A 16,569-nucleotide genomic window follows, 5' to 3' on the forward strand; every position below is an offset into this window, starting at 1 on the left:
CTCGGCGGGGGTTCGGTCCTCATGACCTCGCCGAGGCGAGCGCCGGGTCGGTCAGTGCGCGGGCTTGCGAGCGGGGCGGGGCTTGGGCTTGACGGGTCGGCCGGCGAACCACACGTATCCGGCACCGGCGACGGCACCGCCTGCCATGATGACGATCCACCAGGGGAAGCCGGGGATGTCCGGCGGTTCGGTGGCGTCCTTGAGAGCGTCGGGCGGGGTCGGGATGACCCTTTCGCCGATGACGAGGATGCGCTGGGTGTTGATGCCCAGCGGGGTGCACGTTACGAGCGTGGCGAGGTCTTTGCCGGCGACGGGGTCGAGAGTCTCGGTCTGGTCCGGGTCGACGATCTTCGTCTCGATGACCCGGTAGGTCACGACCCGGCCGAAGGTGTTGAACGTGAAGTAGTCGCCCTTGCCGATCTTGTCGAGGTTGGTGAACATCTCCGCTTCGGCGAGGCCGCGGTGACCGGTGACGACGGTGTTCATGCCGACGCCGCCGACGGGCAGCGCCGTGCCTTCGAGGTGGCCGATGCCGCGCAGCAGGGTCTCGTCCGAGGTGCCGTGGTAGATCGGCAGATCGACGTTGATCTTGGGGATCTGGATCCGCGACATGACGTCGCTGGACGGGGAGGTGAGGATGTCGTTGTAGCCGAGCGTGCCGCTCGGATCCTTGCCTGCGCTCTGACCGGGCTGGGGCAGACGCTGTCCGGCGTTGATCCGCGCGCCTCCGGCCTGCAGCTTCTTGTTGTACTCGTCGGCGAGTCTGAGCTGCTCCGCGTTGAGCGGGGCGTTGGGGTCCTCGGTCGTCGTCTCGTTCTTGAGGACCTCCGACTGGTCGAGCTGGGAGAACCAGGCGGCCATCGACGGGTAGGTCCACACGCACGTGCCGACGAGGAAGAGCACCGCGATGATCACCGCGGGCACCGACAGCTTCCACCGGGGCTTCGGCGGTGTCGGATCCGCTGGTGTGGGATCAGTGAGGGTCGCCGTCATATCTCCAACATTTCATGATCTGTGCAAGCGGGGCCGAGAGACGTGATCGTCTCTCGGCCCCGCCCTTCCTCACGCCGAGGCGGCTGAATCATCGCCACCTCGACATGCGGCGTTGTCCTCAGCCCTTGCGGGCCCGGGTGTAGCGCATCACGGCGGCGCCGATCGCCAGCAGCAGCAGGGCGATGCCGAGGATGGTCAGCATGAGCTGGCCGTTGGCACCGGTGAACGGAAGCTCACCGCGGTCCTTCTGCTTATTGGAGATGTCGATCGTTGTCGGGCTGTTCTCACCACCGGCCTGGACGGAGATCGGCCCGGTCCACGGATCCTGCGGCAGGGTGTAACCGGCAGGAGCTTCGATCTCTTTGAGGTAGTAGTCCTTAGCGGTGACATCGTTGCTTCCGACCCAGAGACTGATCGATGCAGTTCCGTCGACGCCTGTCGTGATTTCAGCGATAGGCTGACCGTCGCGGGAGTCGTACACTTCGAAGCGCGCGCCAGCGAGTGTAGCCGCCTTGTCGTTGTCGGCATACTTGAGGATCTCAAGTGCACCCCAGTTGGTCGACGGCTTACCAGTCGTGACCGTTGAGCCGTTGGTCGTTACGACGGCCTCATTTTCGATCACGCCGTTGTCGCCGAGTGAAGTGACTGTTGTGACGACATTCATGACGACATTGTTGCCCGCCTGCAGCTTGCCCAAGCCAGTCGATGTGAACTCGATATTCGCCGTCTGCCCACTGCACGTGGCCGTGTAATCGGTGCCTTCGGTGAAACCGTCGACGGTAATCGACTTACAGGTCAGCCTAGGATCCAAGCTATCGGTGATGGTGAATGACCGATAGGTGTCGTCGGCAGCCTTGGGCGGGACTGGTGCGGTAATTGTCCAGGTCACGTCGCTACCGAGAACAAGCTTCGTCGGGGCAGAGATTTCCTTGGTCGGCGTCGTCGAGTTGGTCTTGTTCTTCGGATAGACGTTGACATCATAGAGCCATTTGCCGCCCGACTGCGGAAGCGGCAGAGTGACGAGGAAGGGCTGCGCAGGCGAGACAACATTGTTCGGGCCCGGATCGGTTTCCTCGACCTTGTAGTAGCCGTGGGGAAGCGACTGAGTGATCGTACCGTCAGCGCCAGTCACTACTGTGATCGGGTCGCCGAAGGTGTAGCCGTTCGCCTCCGTGACGTTGTCGATGGTAGCCCCGTCGATGAGGTTCCAGCCCGCTTCGGTATCGAGATCGATCGGTTGACCGTTCCGAGTCTCGACCGGAGTAATTGTGAACTCGACGCCGGCGAGCGGGGTGCCTAAGCTCGATGGGTCATCGATCTTTGTGCCGTCGCCACGGGGGCCCTGATCTCCGTCATACTTGTTGATCCTCAACGAAGACGGTGTGTCCGGGTTGATGTTTCCCGCTGCTTCAGCCGCAGGCGCATTGATGCTGACGCCGACCAGGCTGAGCGCAGCTGCTGCGGCGAGCGTGGGAATCCACCTCATCCGCTTGAACAGATTCACTTTCATGAGTGGTTGTTCCTTTCGGTGTTTTCGTAGATCACGAAGTCGCGGTTGCGTTGCACAGGTGAGCTGAGGTTCATCTCAGCCATGCACCGGTCAGGTGCAGAGATGGGTGGTCAACTCCTTCCGTGCCTGCGTCGGCGATTGAGCCAATAGGCTCCCGCCCCACAGCCGAGGAGCATTGCCGCCCCGGCGATGACGAAACCGATCGTTCCGGTGCCGCCGGTGAGTGGCAGCTGAGGCGAATCGGCCTGGGGGTTGACGAACGGTGCATCGAACTGGTGGTCGAGCCGTTCGCGGGAAATGGTGAAGTCATGTTCGGTCTCGTCGAGCACGTATCCGGCCGGGGCTCGCGTCTCCACGAGGGTGTAGCCACCCCAATCAAGACCCTCGACACGGAACGCGCCGACAGCTGGGTCGCGGTCGCGCCCCGTGCAGCCGTCAGCCGACGCAGCGACACAGTCATCGAGGGCGATCTCGGTGCCGTCGCCGTCGCGGATGACCCATTCGGAGTCGTCGAGGGCGTCACCGCTGGCGTTCGTCTTCTTCCAGGACACGGTTCCCGGGGAGTCCTCGTTCGTCACGGTGCACACGGCGCTCTGTCCCGCCGCGATCGCTACGGTCTTCGTCGAATCGTTGTATGTCCCGCCGGTGCAGGCGATCGACCTCTGGGTATAGCCGACCTGGCTGTCCTCGGAGATGACGAACGATCCCGTGGGAACGAATTTCTTCTCACCCGAGTTAAAGGTGAGTCGGGTCTCGCCGCTCGGCGTGGCGAAGAGCTTCTGGTTCCAATCGGCGGCCGCGAGGGTTCCGCCGTTGTCGTTGTCGACGTTCTTCACGATCGTCAACGACTGGCATTCGACGGTGTTCGTCACCGAGTACGTGTTCGACGTATTCGGAAGCTGAGTGCTGAAATTGTCCGTCAACGGCACAGAGCCGGTGATTCCCGGACCCGATATCGTCTTCGACTTGAGCGTGCAGCCGGGGAACTTCTGCTGATCGATCGTCGTCGTCTCGCCGATCTTCACGGAGTCGCCGACGGCGAACCCGGTCCGGCGTTGACCAAAGGAAGGGCTGCCCGAAGGTGATCCTGCGGGATCGAGAATCAGCGCAGCACTGATGCCGTCGGGTTGACTGCCGTTGGGATATTCCTGACCGTTGACGTTCCACGTCTTGTTGACGGTGACGTCCGCACTGCGTTTCTTGTTGACGTACCCGCAGTCGACTTGGTCACCGGGCTGAATCGCGGAGGACAGCGTCTGCTCGCTGGCACTATTGAGTGTTACGGTCGTCGATGTCCCGTCGAGACGTGTGATTTTGCATGAGGCGCTGACGAACTCAAAACCGGACTGCTGCTGTTCGAGCACCGCGAGATTGGCGCGGGCGGTGGGGTCATTGAAATTGAGAGACCATTTCGCGTTGCCGTCCGTGCCGGTCTGCTGCGTATTCGCCGTAGGCGCCTGGGAGACGGTGCCGGAGGTCGCAGTCGCTCTCGCTCCGACCGTCCAGCCGGAAGCATTCTGCTGATTGCTGCCGTCGGCATTCTGCGTCTGCTTGTTGACGGTGACGTTCGCTGTCAGTGGCGAATTGACGAACCGGCAGATGATCTCGTTGCCGGTCGCCGGAATAGTGAAGGTCCGCGACGTGCCGGTGCCCGAGATGTTGATCGGGGCCCCGTCAGCCGTGCAGCTGTAGCTCGAGGCGTACCGCGCCAGGTCCGTGGTCCCCGAAGCGGCCTCGCTGATCGAGATAGAGGTGCCACGTGCGACAGGGAGAGGGCCTACTCGCTGCGATTGCACGCCGTTGGACGAGCCCGTCGTCGTCGCAGTACCGAGCAAGTTCGACCCGGAGTTGAGCGAGAGGACGAACTGGTCACCGGAGCTGACGCGGTTCTTGACGTCTTTCTCGATCGTGATCGTGGCCGGCGAGGAGCAGGAGGCAAGGTCGGTCGTCGGAGCACTCGAAGTCACGGTGCGTGGATTGGTGAAGTTGGGCATGTCAAAGGCTGTCACAGTGGTGCCGCCGCCGAGGTATGCCCGGCCCTGGGCGTCGAAGGCGATACCGTTGATGCCGGACAATGTGGTCACACTGCGGGAACCGGCCGCGGCTATTTGGCCGCCGTTCGCGGCGGCGAGCGTATCGTTCGTCACACTGTAGATCGTCGTCGACGTGCCGATTCCGCGGGCGATGAAGAGATTGCCTTGAGCGTCGAAGGCGATGTCGCCGTTGGAGGCGGCTGCGCCGACGGAAGTGTCGACGAAACCGAGATAACTGAAGGCGCCGGTCGACGGAGTGAAGCGCCACAGTTTGAACTGGCGGGAGTCGGCCGTGTACCCGCCGAAGAAGTAGTTGCCGTTCGACAGGTCGACGGCACCGGCGGTCAGCTGACCGTTGTAGCTGCCGTTGGCCGCGAGCGAAGTATCGTACGAGTTGCCGATCCGGCCCCATGTGTCGGTGGCATTGTTGAAGGCGTAGATGTTCGCGGTCCTGGTGGTACCGGTGCGGTCGTAGGCGTAGACGGTGCCGCCGGATGACACTCCGACTCCGTTCATATGTGTGACACCGCCTGCCGGGGGAGCACCGAGGTTCGTGACGGTGGCGGTGCCGGTGCCCGACCACGAGATGTGCTGCAACTGGCCGGGAGAGCTCACTGAGTAGACATTGCCCGGGGTACAGGCGATAAGGGCCTGTCGGTCGACCCTGGGCGGGGCCTGTGATTCCGTCGGCTCCGGCGTAGTGGTCTCACTGGGTACGGGGGCAGACTCTTCGCCCCCGTTATCGGTGAGGCCGCCTTCGGGCTGCTCATTCGGTGATGCGCTCTCAGTCGAGGTGGGAGTCTCACTCTTCGACTCCGGTCCCGAGCCGAGCCCCGAGGCCGCCGATTCTGATGACTGTGTTTGAGCAGCGCGCGCCGCATCGGGCGCAGTGAGGATTCCGCTCATCGCCAAGACGAGCAGAAGCACGACGACAGCGCAGAGCGCCGCTCGGCCACGCGGTGCGCTGCTCGACTTCCGCTGGGGATTCGCGGGGAATATGGGCTGGGCTGACGCCATATCGGTCCTCAATCGTGATACTGCTGGGTGCTGCACAGTGAATCGAAGAGTGAGAGGAAGTTGGGGATGATGCGATGCGCTGGGTTGCTGACATCGAAAGTTCTCTTCGTACCGTCCGCGGTTAATCTACTATGCAGTTGCTTGATTTATGTCACGAATTCATAACATTCACAATATTCCCTGTGATTCGGCTGACTTTTCAGTGGACTCAAAGGGTATGCAGTCGCGATCGACGACCTTGCTGACGCTGGTTTCGGCGTCTGCCCCCAATTGGCCGGTCAACCGATCAGATGGGAGTGTCGGCACGTCGAGCGATGGTCCGCATACGGCAATGGAACGAGCGCAGATGGACAAATGAGATCGCGCCCATTCGAGGGTCACTCGTCGGTCATTAGCGGTACACGGCGTTTGCGCTTCCTAGGGAGGCGTCTTACACCCGCGCCACCGCCTCGACGGCGGCCGCGACAGCGGGAGCCACCCGCTCGTCGAGAGCTCCAGGGACGATGTAGTCCGGTGCGAGCTCTTCACCGACGAGCGCGGCGATCGCACTCGCGGCGGCGAGCTTCATCTCCTCGGTGATGTACGTGGCATCGGCGTCGAGCGCCCCGCGGAAGACCCCGGGGAAGGCGAGGACGTTGTTGATCTGGTTCGGGAAGTCGCTGCGACCGGTGGCGACGACCGTGGCGTACCGGGCGGCGACGTCGGGGGCGACCTCGGGGTTGGGGTTCGAGAGGGCGAAGATGATCGCGTCGTCGGCCATCGTCGAGAGCAGCTCCGGGTCGATCGTGCCGGATGAGAGCCCGATGAACACGTCGGCTCCATCGAGCGCCGTCTCCACTCCCCCGCTGATCCCCCGCGGATTCGAGTCCGCGGCGATCGCCTGCTTCGTCGGGGTGAGATCGCTGCGCCCGGATTCGACGACGCCCTTCGAATCGAGGACGACGATGTCGGAGACACCCGCCTCGTGGAGGATCTTCGTCACGGCGACGCCTGCGGCGCCGGAACCGGAGATGACGACCTTGAGGTCGGTGATGTCCTTGCCGACGACGCGAGCGGCGTTCATCAGCGCGGCGAGGACGACGATCGCGGTCCCGTGCTGGTCGTCGTGCATGACGGGGATGTCGAGGGCGGCCTTGACCCGGTCCTCGATCTCGAAGCACCGCGGCGCGGAGATGTCCTCGAGGTTGATCGCGCCGAAAGTGGGGGAGATCCGCACGATCGTGTCGACGATCGCGTCGACGTCGTTGGTGTCGATGACGATGGGGATCGCGTTGAGCCCGGAGAAGCGCTTGAACAGGGCGCACTTGCCCTCCATGACGGGCAGGGACGCACTCGCGCCGATGTCGCCGAGGCCGAGGACGGCAGAGCCGTCGGAGATCACCGCGACGAGGCGCCCGGTCCACGTCAGCTCCTTCGCCCGTTCGGGTTCCTCGGCGATCGCGGTGCAGACGCGGGCGACGCCGGGGGTGTAGGCGATCGAGAGGTCGCGTTGGGTCTCGAGCGGGCGGGAGAGTTCGACGGCGAGCTTGCCGTGGTGGTGCCCGGCGAAGATCTCGTCGTCGGTGATGGCGGCGGCCGGAGCCTGTCCCTTGTCGTCAGCGGTCGGTGTCGTCATCGATGATCCTCGTCGTCAGTGGGGACGGACCGCCTCGGCGGCCGTCGTCGTGGTCTCAAATCGCAGGTCGGACCGGTGTGGCGGCCGGACGCAGGTGCGGTCGCCGCAGGGTGGCCGGTGACGCCGCGCGAATCCCGTCGACCCGGGTGTGGGTCGGACGATCGCGCGTTCCACGACCGGCCCGCCGGCGGCGGGCGCGGACCTCCTGGGTCGGTCGTCGTGCCAGCATAACCCATGGATCGGACGCGAAGGTGTCCCTGCTCACCTCGCCGAGGCGGCCTGCCCGTTCCGTGCGCACCTGGGCTCTCCGCCCGGCTCGCTTCCGCGGTCGCGGCCCGATCCGCAATCACCCCCGGCAGCCCACAGCCCGAGTCGAACCGAGGCTTACCGCTCGGTCTCAGAGCGTGATGCTCGACCCGTCGGGAAGGATCCGCCGGAGCATGTCGGCCATCGTCACAGCCCCGAGAATGCGCTCGCCCTGGGTGACGACGGCGAGCTGCTCAGCCTCGTCGCGCATGAGGGTGAGCGCCTCGTGGACGGGCAGCCCGGCGTCGAGGACGAGGCAGTCGCGGGTGAACTCCTCGATCCCGTGGTCGGCGGGCACGAGGAGCACGTCACGGACGTGGACGACCCCCGGCGCCGTCCCCGCTCGATCGACGAGGATGCGCATGTGCTCGGACTGCGCAGCGAGATCGCGCACCTCGCCGGCCGTCGCCGTCTCCGGCACCGAGGTCAGCGCGGGCGTCCCGCCGGGCAGCAGGCTGCCCACGCTCATCCGCTGGAGTTCGAAGACATGGGTGAGCTGCTCGCGGTAGGCGTCGTCGAGTTCACCGGCGGCCGCCGAGTGCTCGACGAGCTGCCGGATCGTGTCGATGTCCTGCCCACCGAGGGCCCGCGATTCCGCGGGCGTGTATCCGCTCGCGGAGACGAGTCTGTTGGCGACGCCGTTGACCCACACGAGCAGGGGTCGCAGCAGCCATGCGAGGGCTCGGGCCGGCAGAGCGACGATCGTCGCTGCGAGCTCCGGGTGGGCGATGGCCCACGACTTCGGCGCCATCTCGCCGATGACGAGGTGGAGGAAGGTGACGAAGAGGAGGGAGAGGACGAAGGCGGCCGAGTCGGCCAGCCAGAACGGTGCGCCCACCGCGCTGAAGATCGGGGCCAGCCATGCGTCGACGGCGGGCTTGGTGATCGCACCGAGGGCGAAGGTGCAGATCGTGATCCCGAACTGCGCCACGGCGAGCATGATCGTCAGCTCGTTCATTCCGCGCAGCGCCGCCCGAGCGGGTGCCGACGTCGATGCCTGCTCCTCGAGACGATGGCGGCGGGCTGCGAGCAGAGAGAACTCGATGATGACGAAGAACGCGCTGAGCACGATGAGCGCGGCGGTGCCGACGATGACGAAGAGCGGTGAGCCGGTCATCGGTCGCTCCCTTCCTCGTAATCGATGTCCCCGTCAACGACGCCACCAGGGACAGGTCCGGAGTCGACCCCGCGTTCGGCAGCGGGGTCCCCGGCGGCGGAGCCGTCCACGTCGGAGGCGTCCGTGTCCGAGCCATTGCCTGTGGTCTCGATGAGCGTCACCCGCATCTGCCCCGGCACGCGGCGGTCGACGGTGAGCACCTCGACATCGAGTTCGCGTTCGACGGGATCGTCGGAGAGGAGGTCGGACGCCTCGGCGAGGACGGGCACCCTGACGCGGTCGCCCGCCTCGGGGAACCCGCCGCTCGTGGCGATGACGAGCCCTGCAAGCGTCTCGAAGTCGCCTTCGGGAAGGTCGTAGCCAACGATGCGGCGCACCTCGTCGAGCGGCATGCCTCCGTCGGCCATCCAGGTCCGCGGGGCCTCTTCGACCATCGCGGTGGGTCTCTCCTCGTCGTGTTCGTCGGTGATCTCGCCGACGAGTTCCTCGGCGATGTCCTCGGTCGTGAGGATTCCGGCGAGGTCGCCGTACTCGTCGATGACGCAGGCGAGCTGCGAATCGCCGCGGTTCATCTCCGCGAGCGCATCGGGCAGTGCCATGAGGGTGGGGACGACGACGGGCGGACGCATGATCGTCGTCACCGGAGCGTCCATCGGCTCACGCGTGCGCAGGAGGTCGACGAGCTCGACGACTCCGACCGGCGCCTCGGTCTCGTCGAGGACCGGGTAGCGGCTGTGCGCGTGGGCCATGAGCTCGCGCAGCTCCCCGAGGGTGACCTCGTGGTCGACCGTGGCCACACGGGAGCCGGGGATCATCGCGTGCTCGACGTCGGCGTCGGGGAACTCGAGCACTCGGTCGATGAGGAGCGAGAGGTCGGCGGGCAGGTCGCCGGTCTGCCGTGACTCCTCGATGACGCGGCGGAGTTCGTCGGCGGACACGCTCGGGTCGACGTCGTGGACGGGTTCGACGCGCAACAGCCTGAGGAAGAGGTTCGCGGCGACGTCGAAGATCGCGATGAGCCAGCCGAAGACGGCGAGGTAGATCTGCGTCGACCGGGCGAGGGCGAGCGCGAGGGTCTCGGGGGCGGCGATCGCGAGGTTCTTCGGATAGAGCTCGCCGAAGACCATCTGCACGATCGTCGCGACGAGGAGCACGCCGACGGTCGTCACGGCGACGGTGACCGCCGGCGGGATGTCGAGTCCCCCGAGGAGCGCGCCGAGCGACTGGCCGATCATCGGTTCGGCGACGTAGCCGACGAGCAGACCGGTGACGGTGATGCCCAGCTGCGCGCCGGAGAGCATGAACGATGTGCGTTTGGTGACGGCGAGCGCCCGCTTGGCGGCGGGGTCCCCGGTCTCCGCGCGGGCTGCGAGCCGCGAGCGGTCGACGGACATGTACGCGAATTCCTGGGCGACGAAGTACCCGTTCGCGGCGATGATGATGAGGACGAGGACGCAGCCGATCGCCAGCATCAGGAGTTCGGAGCCCATGGGGCGCTCACCCCCGCCCCGGCCGGCCGATCAGAGGCGCGACGATGCGCGCTCAGTTCACAAATCCAACAGTCGCCGGGGTCGTCGGACGACGACCCCATATCCGCGGTGGTTCCCACGTGCGGCTTCACTCCATTTCGGTTCTTGAAAAGTCAACTCTCCCCAGCGTACCAAGTTCCCCTGACGCGACAGGATTCTCACATCATCCTGCGTGGGACTTCTCAGCATCGATGTCGCCGAGGCGGCCGTCCGTCTCGTCGGCGAGCTCCCGCAGGTAGGTGCTGAATCCTCCGTGGCAGCGACCGAGCATCCGCGCCGAGGTGACGACCCGGCAGTCGTCGGTCCGCCGGATGGTGCCCCCGACCGCGGTCACGGCGTGGACCATCGCGACGTCCTCGCCGAGGCGCAGCGGCGGACATCCGCCGATCCGTACGAAGTGGGAGCCCCGGATCCCGAGGTTCGCTCCGAACACGTGGTCGTGTCCCTCGCCGAGGTGGTGCGCGGCGAACCATGCCTCGATGAGGTCGTCGTTGCCGACGTCGGCCCGGGGTTCGACGGTGCCGACGACACAGTCCGCGCCCTGTCCGGCATGGTCGAGGTGCGCGGTGATCCAGTTCTCGGGCACCCGGGTGTCCGCGTCGGTGAAGACGAGCCACGTGCGCTCGAGCACAGCCTCGTCGGCATTGACCGCGGCGATCGCATCGAGTGCCGCCTGTGCCCCGGCGTCGCGGGCGCGGCCGACGTTGCCGAAGGGCACGGTCATAGGAGTGACGACGGGGTGCCTGGCGGCGAAGCGCTCGATGAGGTCGGCGGTGCCGTCGGCGCATCTGTCGGCGACGGCGATGATCTGCACAGAGGACAGGGGGCTCGCGGCCTCGACGGCGGCGACGAGCGCGGTGAGGCAGCCGAGGATCTCCGCTTCCTCGTTGTGGGCGGGAACGACGACGGCGACGTGGTCGATCATCACGCCTCCTCCCCTCCGACGCGCACCGTGCGGGAGACGTGGAGGACGTCGAGCCGGTACTCGCCGACATCGTGGTGGAGGCGAAGGGCATCCGGCCAGCGGTCGAGGCAGATCGCGTGGACCTGCGCGGCGTCGAGCGGCCAGTCCTCGATCTCCCCGGTCCAGTGGCAGAGGACGAGGATGAAGTCGTCGCGGGTCGACTCCGCGATCTGGTCGAGGGTCTGCTCGAGCTGCACGGGTGTGAGGTAGTAGCCGGTCTCGGCGAGGACAACGGCGTCGAAGCGGCCTGCCGGCCAATCGTCGGGCAGGGTGCCGTGGACGAAGTCGATGCCGTGCCCGGAATGCCGGCGACGCGCCTCGGCGAGCGCTGCGGAACTCGCGTCGACCGCGGTGACGTGGTCGGCGACCTCGGCGAGGGCACGGCTGAGCTCGCCGATCGAGCAGCCGATCTCGAGGATGTGGTCGAACCGTCCCTCCGGCAGGGCAGCGATGAGGGCGCGGCGTTTGGCGATCTCGTAGGCCGAGGTGCGCACCTCCCACGGGTCGGGTCGCTCGGTGTGGACGCGATCGAAGACCGCCTCGGCGGTGCGGGCATCGTTCGTCTCCCGCACCCGACCGGTTCCGGTGTGGTCGTCGGCGGATCCGAACCGGGTGACGGCGAACGTGTCCCCGCCGCGGGCGAAGTGGGCGAGGAACTCTGCCGGGAGGATCGCCTCGTCGCCGGGCCGGTCCGACAGCGGTCGGATCTGCGAGGGATAGTGCGGCCACAGTGCCCGCCGGTCGAGGCCCGCCGGATCGGGGAGGAACTCCCACTCCCGCCACGCACGGTCGGCGGGGTCGGCCCAATGCCAGTACCAGATGGGGAACTCGAGCACCGTCGCCGACCGCCGTCGGCCGACCTCGAGGGCCGCCCGCCCGAGGGTCTCGTGGTCGCCGTGGCCGTCACGGCTGTACGGGGCGACGATCGTCACCGGGGCGGGCAGGGCGGCGACGGCGGCGTCCACCTCGGCGAGGATCTCCTCATACCGGGCCGGAAGCCCACCGTCGCCGAGGTCGAGGTACCGCGCCGTGATCGACCCTCCCAGCCCGGTGAGGGCGGAGTCGAACTCCGCGAGGCGGATCTCCCGCAGCTGCGCGGGGGTGTGCGTCGGGGACTGCGGGTGGGAGTTCTCCCCGGCCGTACACAGAAGGACGTCGACCTCACGGCCCTCCGCGCCGAGGCGGGTGAGCAGTCCCGGACAGCCGAGGGCCTCGTCGTCGGGGTGGGCGAGGAGGACGACGACGGACCCGCCCGGCAGGGTGTCCGGCGCGAACAGGGGCAGCTCGGCGACCCCGGCTTCCGTCCACGCGTCCTCCGGGGTCGTCTCGTCGAGGTGGGTGAAGGTCATCGTGGTGTCGCGTCAGCGACGATCGCTTCGCCGAGGGAGGCTTCGTCGCGGGGTCCGTGGTGCTGGCTGAGGTAGACGGTGAGGTCGGCGTCGGCCTTCGCGAACTCCCGGTCGCCGGTGAGCGCTGCGGGACCGGCGAGTTCGCGGCTGAGCTCCTGGATGCGCTGGCACGCGCGGTAGACGATGGTGCGCACCCGCAGGGCCTGGGTCCACGAGTCGTCGTGGGAGTCGATGTCACCGCTGCCGGCGAGCTGAGCGGCGTGGGCGAGGACCGTGCGGGCGGCCGTGATCTCCGTGTCGATCTGTCCCAGCGTCATCGCCCCCAGGGGTGAGGGCTGGGGCCGGCCGAAGTGGCGCTGGGCTGCGTTGCGGGCGAGCCCGAGCGCACCGCCGAACCAGCAGGCCGCGACGCGGATGCCGCCCCACGCGAAACCGGGCCGCTGCAGATACCACTCGGGCGGGCCGACTGCGGTGGCACGCGCGCCGTCGAAGACGATGGGGCCGCTGGGGATCTCGGCGAGCCCGAGGGCCGGCCAGTCCGCCTCGGCGGGGTGGACCCCGGGTCCGGTGAGGTCGACGGCCACGATCTGCCGGGCCTCACCGAGGCGGACGGAGACGATGGCGTGGGTGAGCTCGGTCGCGAGCGAACACCAGGCCTTCTCCCCGTGGAGGACGAGCGTGCCGTCGGCCGTAGGGGTCGCGGTGACGACTCTGCCGGGGATCTCGGCGGCGAAGACGCCCCAGGAGGTGTCGGGCGCCGGGGTGGGGTGTCCCGCCTCGGCGAGGATGCCGAGGGCGTCGATGTGGGGTTCGAGCATGCGGGCGACGGCGACATCAGCGGAGGCGATCGCGGTGAGCGCATCCCACTGCTTGAGCGCCGAGGAGGTGCCGGTGAGGTTCCAGAACCCCTGGAGTGCTGCGAGCCGCGTGGTCAGTGGCGCGGTGCTCGTGACGAGTTTGAGGAATTCGTCCTCATGGGGCGAATCGGTGCCCGGCCGGTACCAGGGCTTGGTGAGTTCGGTGAGGGCTCCGACGAGCGGTGTGTGCATGGGCGGGACTCATCCCTTCGATCGGTGGGGCGGGTCCGGGGTCGGCAGGTCAGCCTGCAGCCGCGGGGCCGGCGGAGTGAGACGGCGTCAGCGCGCGGGGGTCACAGCCTGATCGCGCGGGGACCGGATCGTCTCCTCACGCATCCTTGGTCGCGCGGATGCGTTCGATGAGGTCGTCGAGGCCGTCATCGAACTCGCGGTCGGAGTGGTCTTCGGCGAGCATGTCCTGGAGCCGGTTGAGGGTCGGGTAGTTGCCGAGGCTCTCGCCGCCCTCGCCCCCGTCGGCGTCCTCGTCGATCTCGGAGGCGATGTCGATGCCGAGTGCTGAGACCTCGAGGACGAGGTGACCGAGGAGGAAGCTCGTGAAGGCCTTGTAGGCGTCGACGACGCGGTCGTCGGAGAAGCCGTAGTCCTGGAGGGTGGAGAGGAAGTAGTCGACCCAGCGCACGCTGCGCAGCGGCGGGCGCAGCCACGGCGCCTCCGGGGGTTGGGTGATCATGAGCGGGAACATCCGCGGATGGCTGAGCGCGAGGTCGCGCATCGCGTTCGCGACGAACCGCAGATACGCCTCCCATGATGCGGGCTGCTCCTGCATCAGCTCGTCGTCGAAGAGATCGTCGATGAGCTCATCGACGGCCAGCGAGACGAGCTCTTCGCGTCCCGAGACATAGTTGTACAGGGCCATTGCCTCCACCTCGAGCGACATCCCCAGTCTGCGCATGGACAGCGATTGCACACCGAACTCATCGATGAAGGCAATCGCTGCCCGGACGATGTCCTCTTGGCGCAAGCGCTGACGGGCCATTACTACTCCTGGAATCACTGATCTCGGCTGGGGAGGCGTCGGCCTCCCCGACCGCGATCTGTCGCGAGGTCCTCGTTCGTGCCCGAACCGTCGGACCGGCGTCGGCGGCGGGCGCGTTCACTGCCCAGTTTAGTGCACTGAACGCGCCCGCCGGGATGACCTGCGACCAAGTGTTCACAGGTCAGCGACTCACGCGTTGGTCGCGCGCGAACGACCGGTGATCAGTCCCCAGATGAGGAGGACGATGATCGAACCGCCGATGGCGCACAGCCACGTCGAGAGCGAGAAGAACGCGTTCATCTCAGCGCCGAAGATCAGGCCGCCGAGCCAGCCGCCGACCAGGGCGCCGATGACGCCGAGGATGAGGGTGGCGATCCAGCCGCCGCCCTGCCGACCGGGCAGGATGGCCTTGGCGATGGCACCGGCGATGAGGCCGAGAATGAGATAAGCGATGAAACCCATAAGTAACTTCCTTCAACTGCATAATGGGATCCGGTGGGCCTCTGAGTCCGCCGCGACCGTTTCGGTCGCTCGTGCTCACAGGAGTCGCGGATCAGCGGCCTGGCCTTGGTTTCCAGGGCCAGGAGATCAGCGCGGAGACAAGCCGCCTCGCTGCTTTCTTACACTGTAATCCCACTGGGATCCCAATGCCAACAAAAGCCATGAGACCGCCGCGAGAAGGCGATTCACCGGCAAGTCGACCAGGGTTCATTTTTTCGGCTTTACGACGTAAAGTAGAGGGCGGTATTCTCGTCGCGAACAGGCAGCGCCTCCCGGTGCGCCCGGCCCCGAGAATCGCGGCAGCCGTCCGGCCGTCGCTGAGAGATCATCGTGTCCACAGAATCACAGCGCCACAGGTTCCTTGTCGTCGCCAACCGTCTGCCCTGCCAGCGGGCCGCCGACGCCTGGCGGTCCTCTCCCGGCGGTCTCGTCTCCGCCCTCTCCCCCGTCGCCCAGCGCCACGGCGGCGCGTGGGTCGGCTGGTCCGGCGTCGCCGACGACGAGACCGAACCCGAGCAGCAGTCCGACATGGCGCTCATCCCCGTGCGGCTGAGCGCAGACGAGGTCGAATCCCATTACGAAGGGTTCGCCAACAGCACGATCTGGCCGCTCTATCACGACCATGTCGTCGCCCCGCAGTTCAAGCGGTCATGGTGGGAGGCCCACCAGCGGGTCAACCGTCGCTTCGCCGAGGAGGTCGCCACCTCGGCGGCACCCGATGCGCTCGTGTGGGTCCATGACTATCAGCTCCAGCTCGTTCCCGGACTCGTCCGCTCGATGCGCTCCGATGTGCGCCTCGGGTACTTCTCGCACATCCCGTTCCCGCCCGTCGAGCTCTTCGCGCAGCTGCCATGGCGGACCGAGGTGCTCTCGGGCATCCTCGGCGCCGACGTCATCGGCTTCCAACGGCAGGCCGACGTCGAGAACTTCATCGCCGCGTGCACCCGCATCCTCGGCGTCGACCCGCGCGAGGACGGCACCATCGTCGGCGCCTATCCGGTCTCCGTCGACTCCGAGCACATCGGCACGCTCGCGAAGAGCGCCGTGCGCGACGGGGCACCGTCCCGGATCCGGTCCGAGCTCGGCGATCCGGAGACCGTGCTCCTCGGCATCGACCGACTCGACCACACGAAGGGGATCCTCGAGCGGCTGCTCGCCGTCGAGGAGCTCTTCGACGACGGCACCCTCGACCCGGCGACGACACGGTTCGTCCAGATCGCCGTGCCCTCACGCGAGGCGATCCCGGCCTACCGTCAGCTGCGCGCCGACGTCGAGCGGACGGTGGGGCGGATCAACGGGAAGTTCGGCGGCCTCGGCGGGGCGAGCATCCACTACCTCCACCGCGAGTACCCGTTCGACGACGTCGTCAAGTGGTACCTCACCGCCGATGTCCTGCTCGCGACCTCGCTGCGCGACGGGATGAACCTCGTCGCCAAGGAATACGTCGCCGCCCGGCGCGGCCGCGGCGGGGTGCTCGTCCTCTCGGAGTTCGCCGGTGCCGCCGATGAGCTCACCGAGGCCCTCATCGTCAACCCGCATGACCGCGATGCGCTCAAGGACGCGATCGCCGAGGCGGTGGCGACGGAGGCGGCGAGCGCGCACTCGCGCATCGAGGCGATGGCGACGACGGTGGCAGATCACAGTCTCTGCCGGTGGGCCACCCGGTTCCTCGACGACCTCGAGGCCGCGGTCCACGAGACCCCCGGAGCCCTGCCGAGGCTGAGCGCCCTGCAGTGAGGGGCAGGCAGTGACGCGCCGACGGTGACCTGCCGCCGCGCTGC

12 protein-coding genes are annotated in these 16,569 nt (G+C 67.0%); 1 reads left to right on the top strand and 11 read right to left on the bottom strand.

Translation table 11 applies throughout. The features are described 5' to 3' along the window. Window positions 1–51: 51 nt before the first annotated feature. From J9315_RS15130 to J9315_RS15180, 11 genes are all read right to left on the bottom strand, one after another. Entirely contained in the window at window positions 52–993 is a 942-nt protein-coding gene (locus J9315_RS15130) for a class C sortase (RefSeq protein ID WP_211978227.1), read from the bottom strand. A 118-nt stretch (window positions 994–1,111) separates the two neighbouring features. Further along, a complete protein-coding gene (locus tag J9315_RS15135; RefSeq protein ID WP_211978228.1) occupies window positions 1,112–2,503 on the bottom strand; it encodes a SpaH/EbpB family LPXTG-anchored major pilin in 1,392 nt (463 codons plus the stop codon). 110 nt (window positions 2,504–2,613) lie between these two features. Continuing rightward, window positions 2,614–5,151 carry a SpaA isopeptide-forming pilin-related protein gene (locus tag J9315_RS15140; RefSeq protein ID WP_249120927.1) on the bottom strand — a complete coding sequence of 846 codons (2,538 nt, stop codon included), beginning with the start codon at window positions 5,149–5,151 and terminating at the stop codon, window positions 2,614–2,616. Window positions 5,152–5,983: 832 nt separating this feature from the next. Next, window positions 5,984–7,168, bottom strand: a complete 1,185-nt coding sequence (locus tag J9315_RS15145; protein WP_211978230.1) for an NADP-dependent malic enzyme — start codon at window positions 7,166–7,168, stop codon at window positions 5,984–5,986. Between the two features lie 397 nt (window positions 7,169–7,565). After that, on the bottom strand, window positions 7,566–8,591 hold the full coding sequence (locus J9315_RS15150; RefSeq protein ID WP_211978231.1) for a hemolysin family protein: 1,026 nt from the start codon (window positions 8,589–8,591) through the stop codon (window positions 7,566–7,568). Next, complete coding sequence (locus J9315_RS15155; protein WP_249120928.1) at window positions 8,588–10,081, bottom strand: hemolysin family protein; 1,494 nt, start codon at window positions 10,079–10,081, stop codon at window positions 8,588–8,590. The genes J9315_RS15150 and J9315_RS15155 overlap by 4 nt, the downstream gene beginning before the upstream one ends. Window positions 10,082–10,283: 202 nt before the next feature. Then, window positions 10,284–11,045 (bottom strand): glycosyltransferase, encoded by a 762-nt coding sequence (locus tag J9315_RS15160; RefSeq protein WP_063249997.1) that lies wholly within the window; start codon window positions 11,043–11,045, stop codon window positions 10,284–10,286. Further along, window positions 11,045–12,433 carry a bifunctional PIG-L family deacetylase/class I SAM-dependent methyltransferase gene (locus tag J9315_RS15165; RefSeq protein ID WP_211978232.1) on the bottom strand — a complete coding sequence of 463 codons (1,389 nt, stop codon included), beginning with the start codon at window positions 12,431–12,433 and terminating at the stop codon, window positions 11,045–11,047. The genes J9315_RS15160 and J9315_RS15165 overlap by 1 nt, the downstream gene beginning before the upstream one ends. After that, entirely contained in the window at window positions 12,430–13,482 is a 1,053-nt protein-coding gene (locus J9315_RS15170; protein ID WP_211978233.1) for an acyl-CoA dehydrogenase family protein, read from the bottom strand. The genes J9315_RS15165 and J9315_RS15170 overlap by 4 nt, the downstream gene beginning before the upstream one ends. Window positions 13,483–13,618: 136 nt before the next feature. Beyond that, a complete protein-coding gene (locus tag J9315_RS15175) occupies window positions 13,619–14,167 on the bottom strand; it encodes a TetR/AcrR family transcriptional regulator C-terminal domain-containing protein (RefSeq protein WP_232254169.1) in 549 nt (182 codons plus the stop codon). 309 nt (window positions 14,168–14,476) lie between these two features. Continuing rightward, on the bottom strand, window positions 14,477–14,749 hold the full coding sequence (locus tag J9315_RS15180; protein ID WP_009380367.1) for a GlsB/YeaQ/YmgE family stress response membrane protein: 273 nt from the start codon (window positions 14,747–14,749) through the stop codon (window positions 14,477–14,479). 369 nt (window positions 14,750–15,118) lie between these two features. On the opposite strand from J9315_RS15180, the gene J9315_RS15185 reads away from it, so the two are divergent. Then, window positions 15,119–16,525 (top strand): trehalose-6-phosphate synthase, encoded by a 1,407-nt coding sequence (locus J9315_RS15185; protein WP_211978234.1) that lies wholly within the window; start codon window positions 15,119–15,121, stop codon window positions 16,523–16,525. The last annotated feature ends 44 nt before the right edge of the window (window positions 16,526–16,569 follow it).

The sequence above is a fragment of the Brevibacterium sp. W7.2 genome (assembly GCF_018137945.1).
Lineage (GTDB): Bacteria > Actinomycetota > Actinomycetes > Actinomycetales > Brevibacteriaceae > Brevibacterium > Brevibacterium sanguinis.

What these genes read in the sequence shown, in the direction of transcription:
- J9315_RS15130 (WP_211978227.1), bottom strand. Translation starts at nt 993, where the DNA reads ATGACGGCGACCCTCACTGATCCCACACCAGCGGATCCGACACCGCCG.
- J9315_RS15135 (WP_211978228.1), bottom strand. Translation starts at nt 2,503, where the DNA reads ATGAAAGTGAATCTGTTCAAGCGGATGAGGTGGATTCCCACGCTCGCC.
- J9315_RS15145 (WP_211978230.1), bottom strand. Translation starts at nt 7,168, where the DNA reads ATGACGACACCGACCGCTGACGACAAGGGACAGGCTCCGGCCGCCGCC.
- J9315_RS15150 (WP_211978231.1), bottom strand. Translation starts at nt 8,591, where the DNA reads ATGACCGGCTCACCGCTCTTCGTCATCGTCGGCACCGCCGCGCTCATC.
- J9315_RS15155 (WP_249120928.1), bottom strand. Translation starts at nt 10,081, where the DNA reads ATGGGCTCCGAACTCCTGATGCTGGCGATCGGCTGCGTCCTCGTCCTC.
- J9315_RS15160 (WP_063249997.1), bottom strand. Translation starts at nt 11,045, where the DNA reads ATGATCGACCACGTCGCCGTCGTCGTTCCCGCCCACAACGAGGAAGCG.
- J9315_RS15165 (WP_211978232.1), bottom strand. Translation starts at nt 12,433, where the DNA reads ATGACCTTCACCCACCTCGACGAGACGACCCCGGAGGACGCGTGGACG.
- J9315_RS15170 (WP_211978233.1), bottom strand. Translation starts at nt 13,482, where the DNA reads ATGCACACACCGCTCGTCGGAGCCCTCACCGAACTCACCAAGCCCTGG.
- J9315_RS15175 (WP_232254169.1), bottom strand. Translation starts at nt 14,167, where the DNA reads ATGGCCCTGTACAACTATGTCTCGGGACGCGAAGAGCTCGTCTCGCTG.
- J9315_RS15180 (WP_009380367.1), bottom strand. Translation starts at nt 14,749, where the DNA reads ATGGGTTTCATCGCTTATCTCATTCTCGGCCTCATCGCCGGTGCCATC.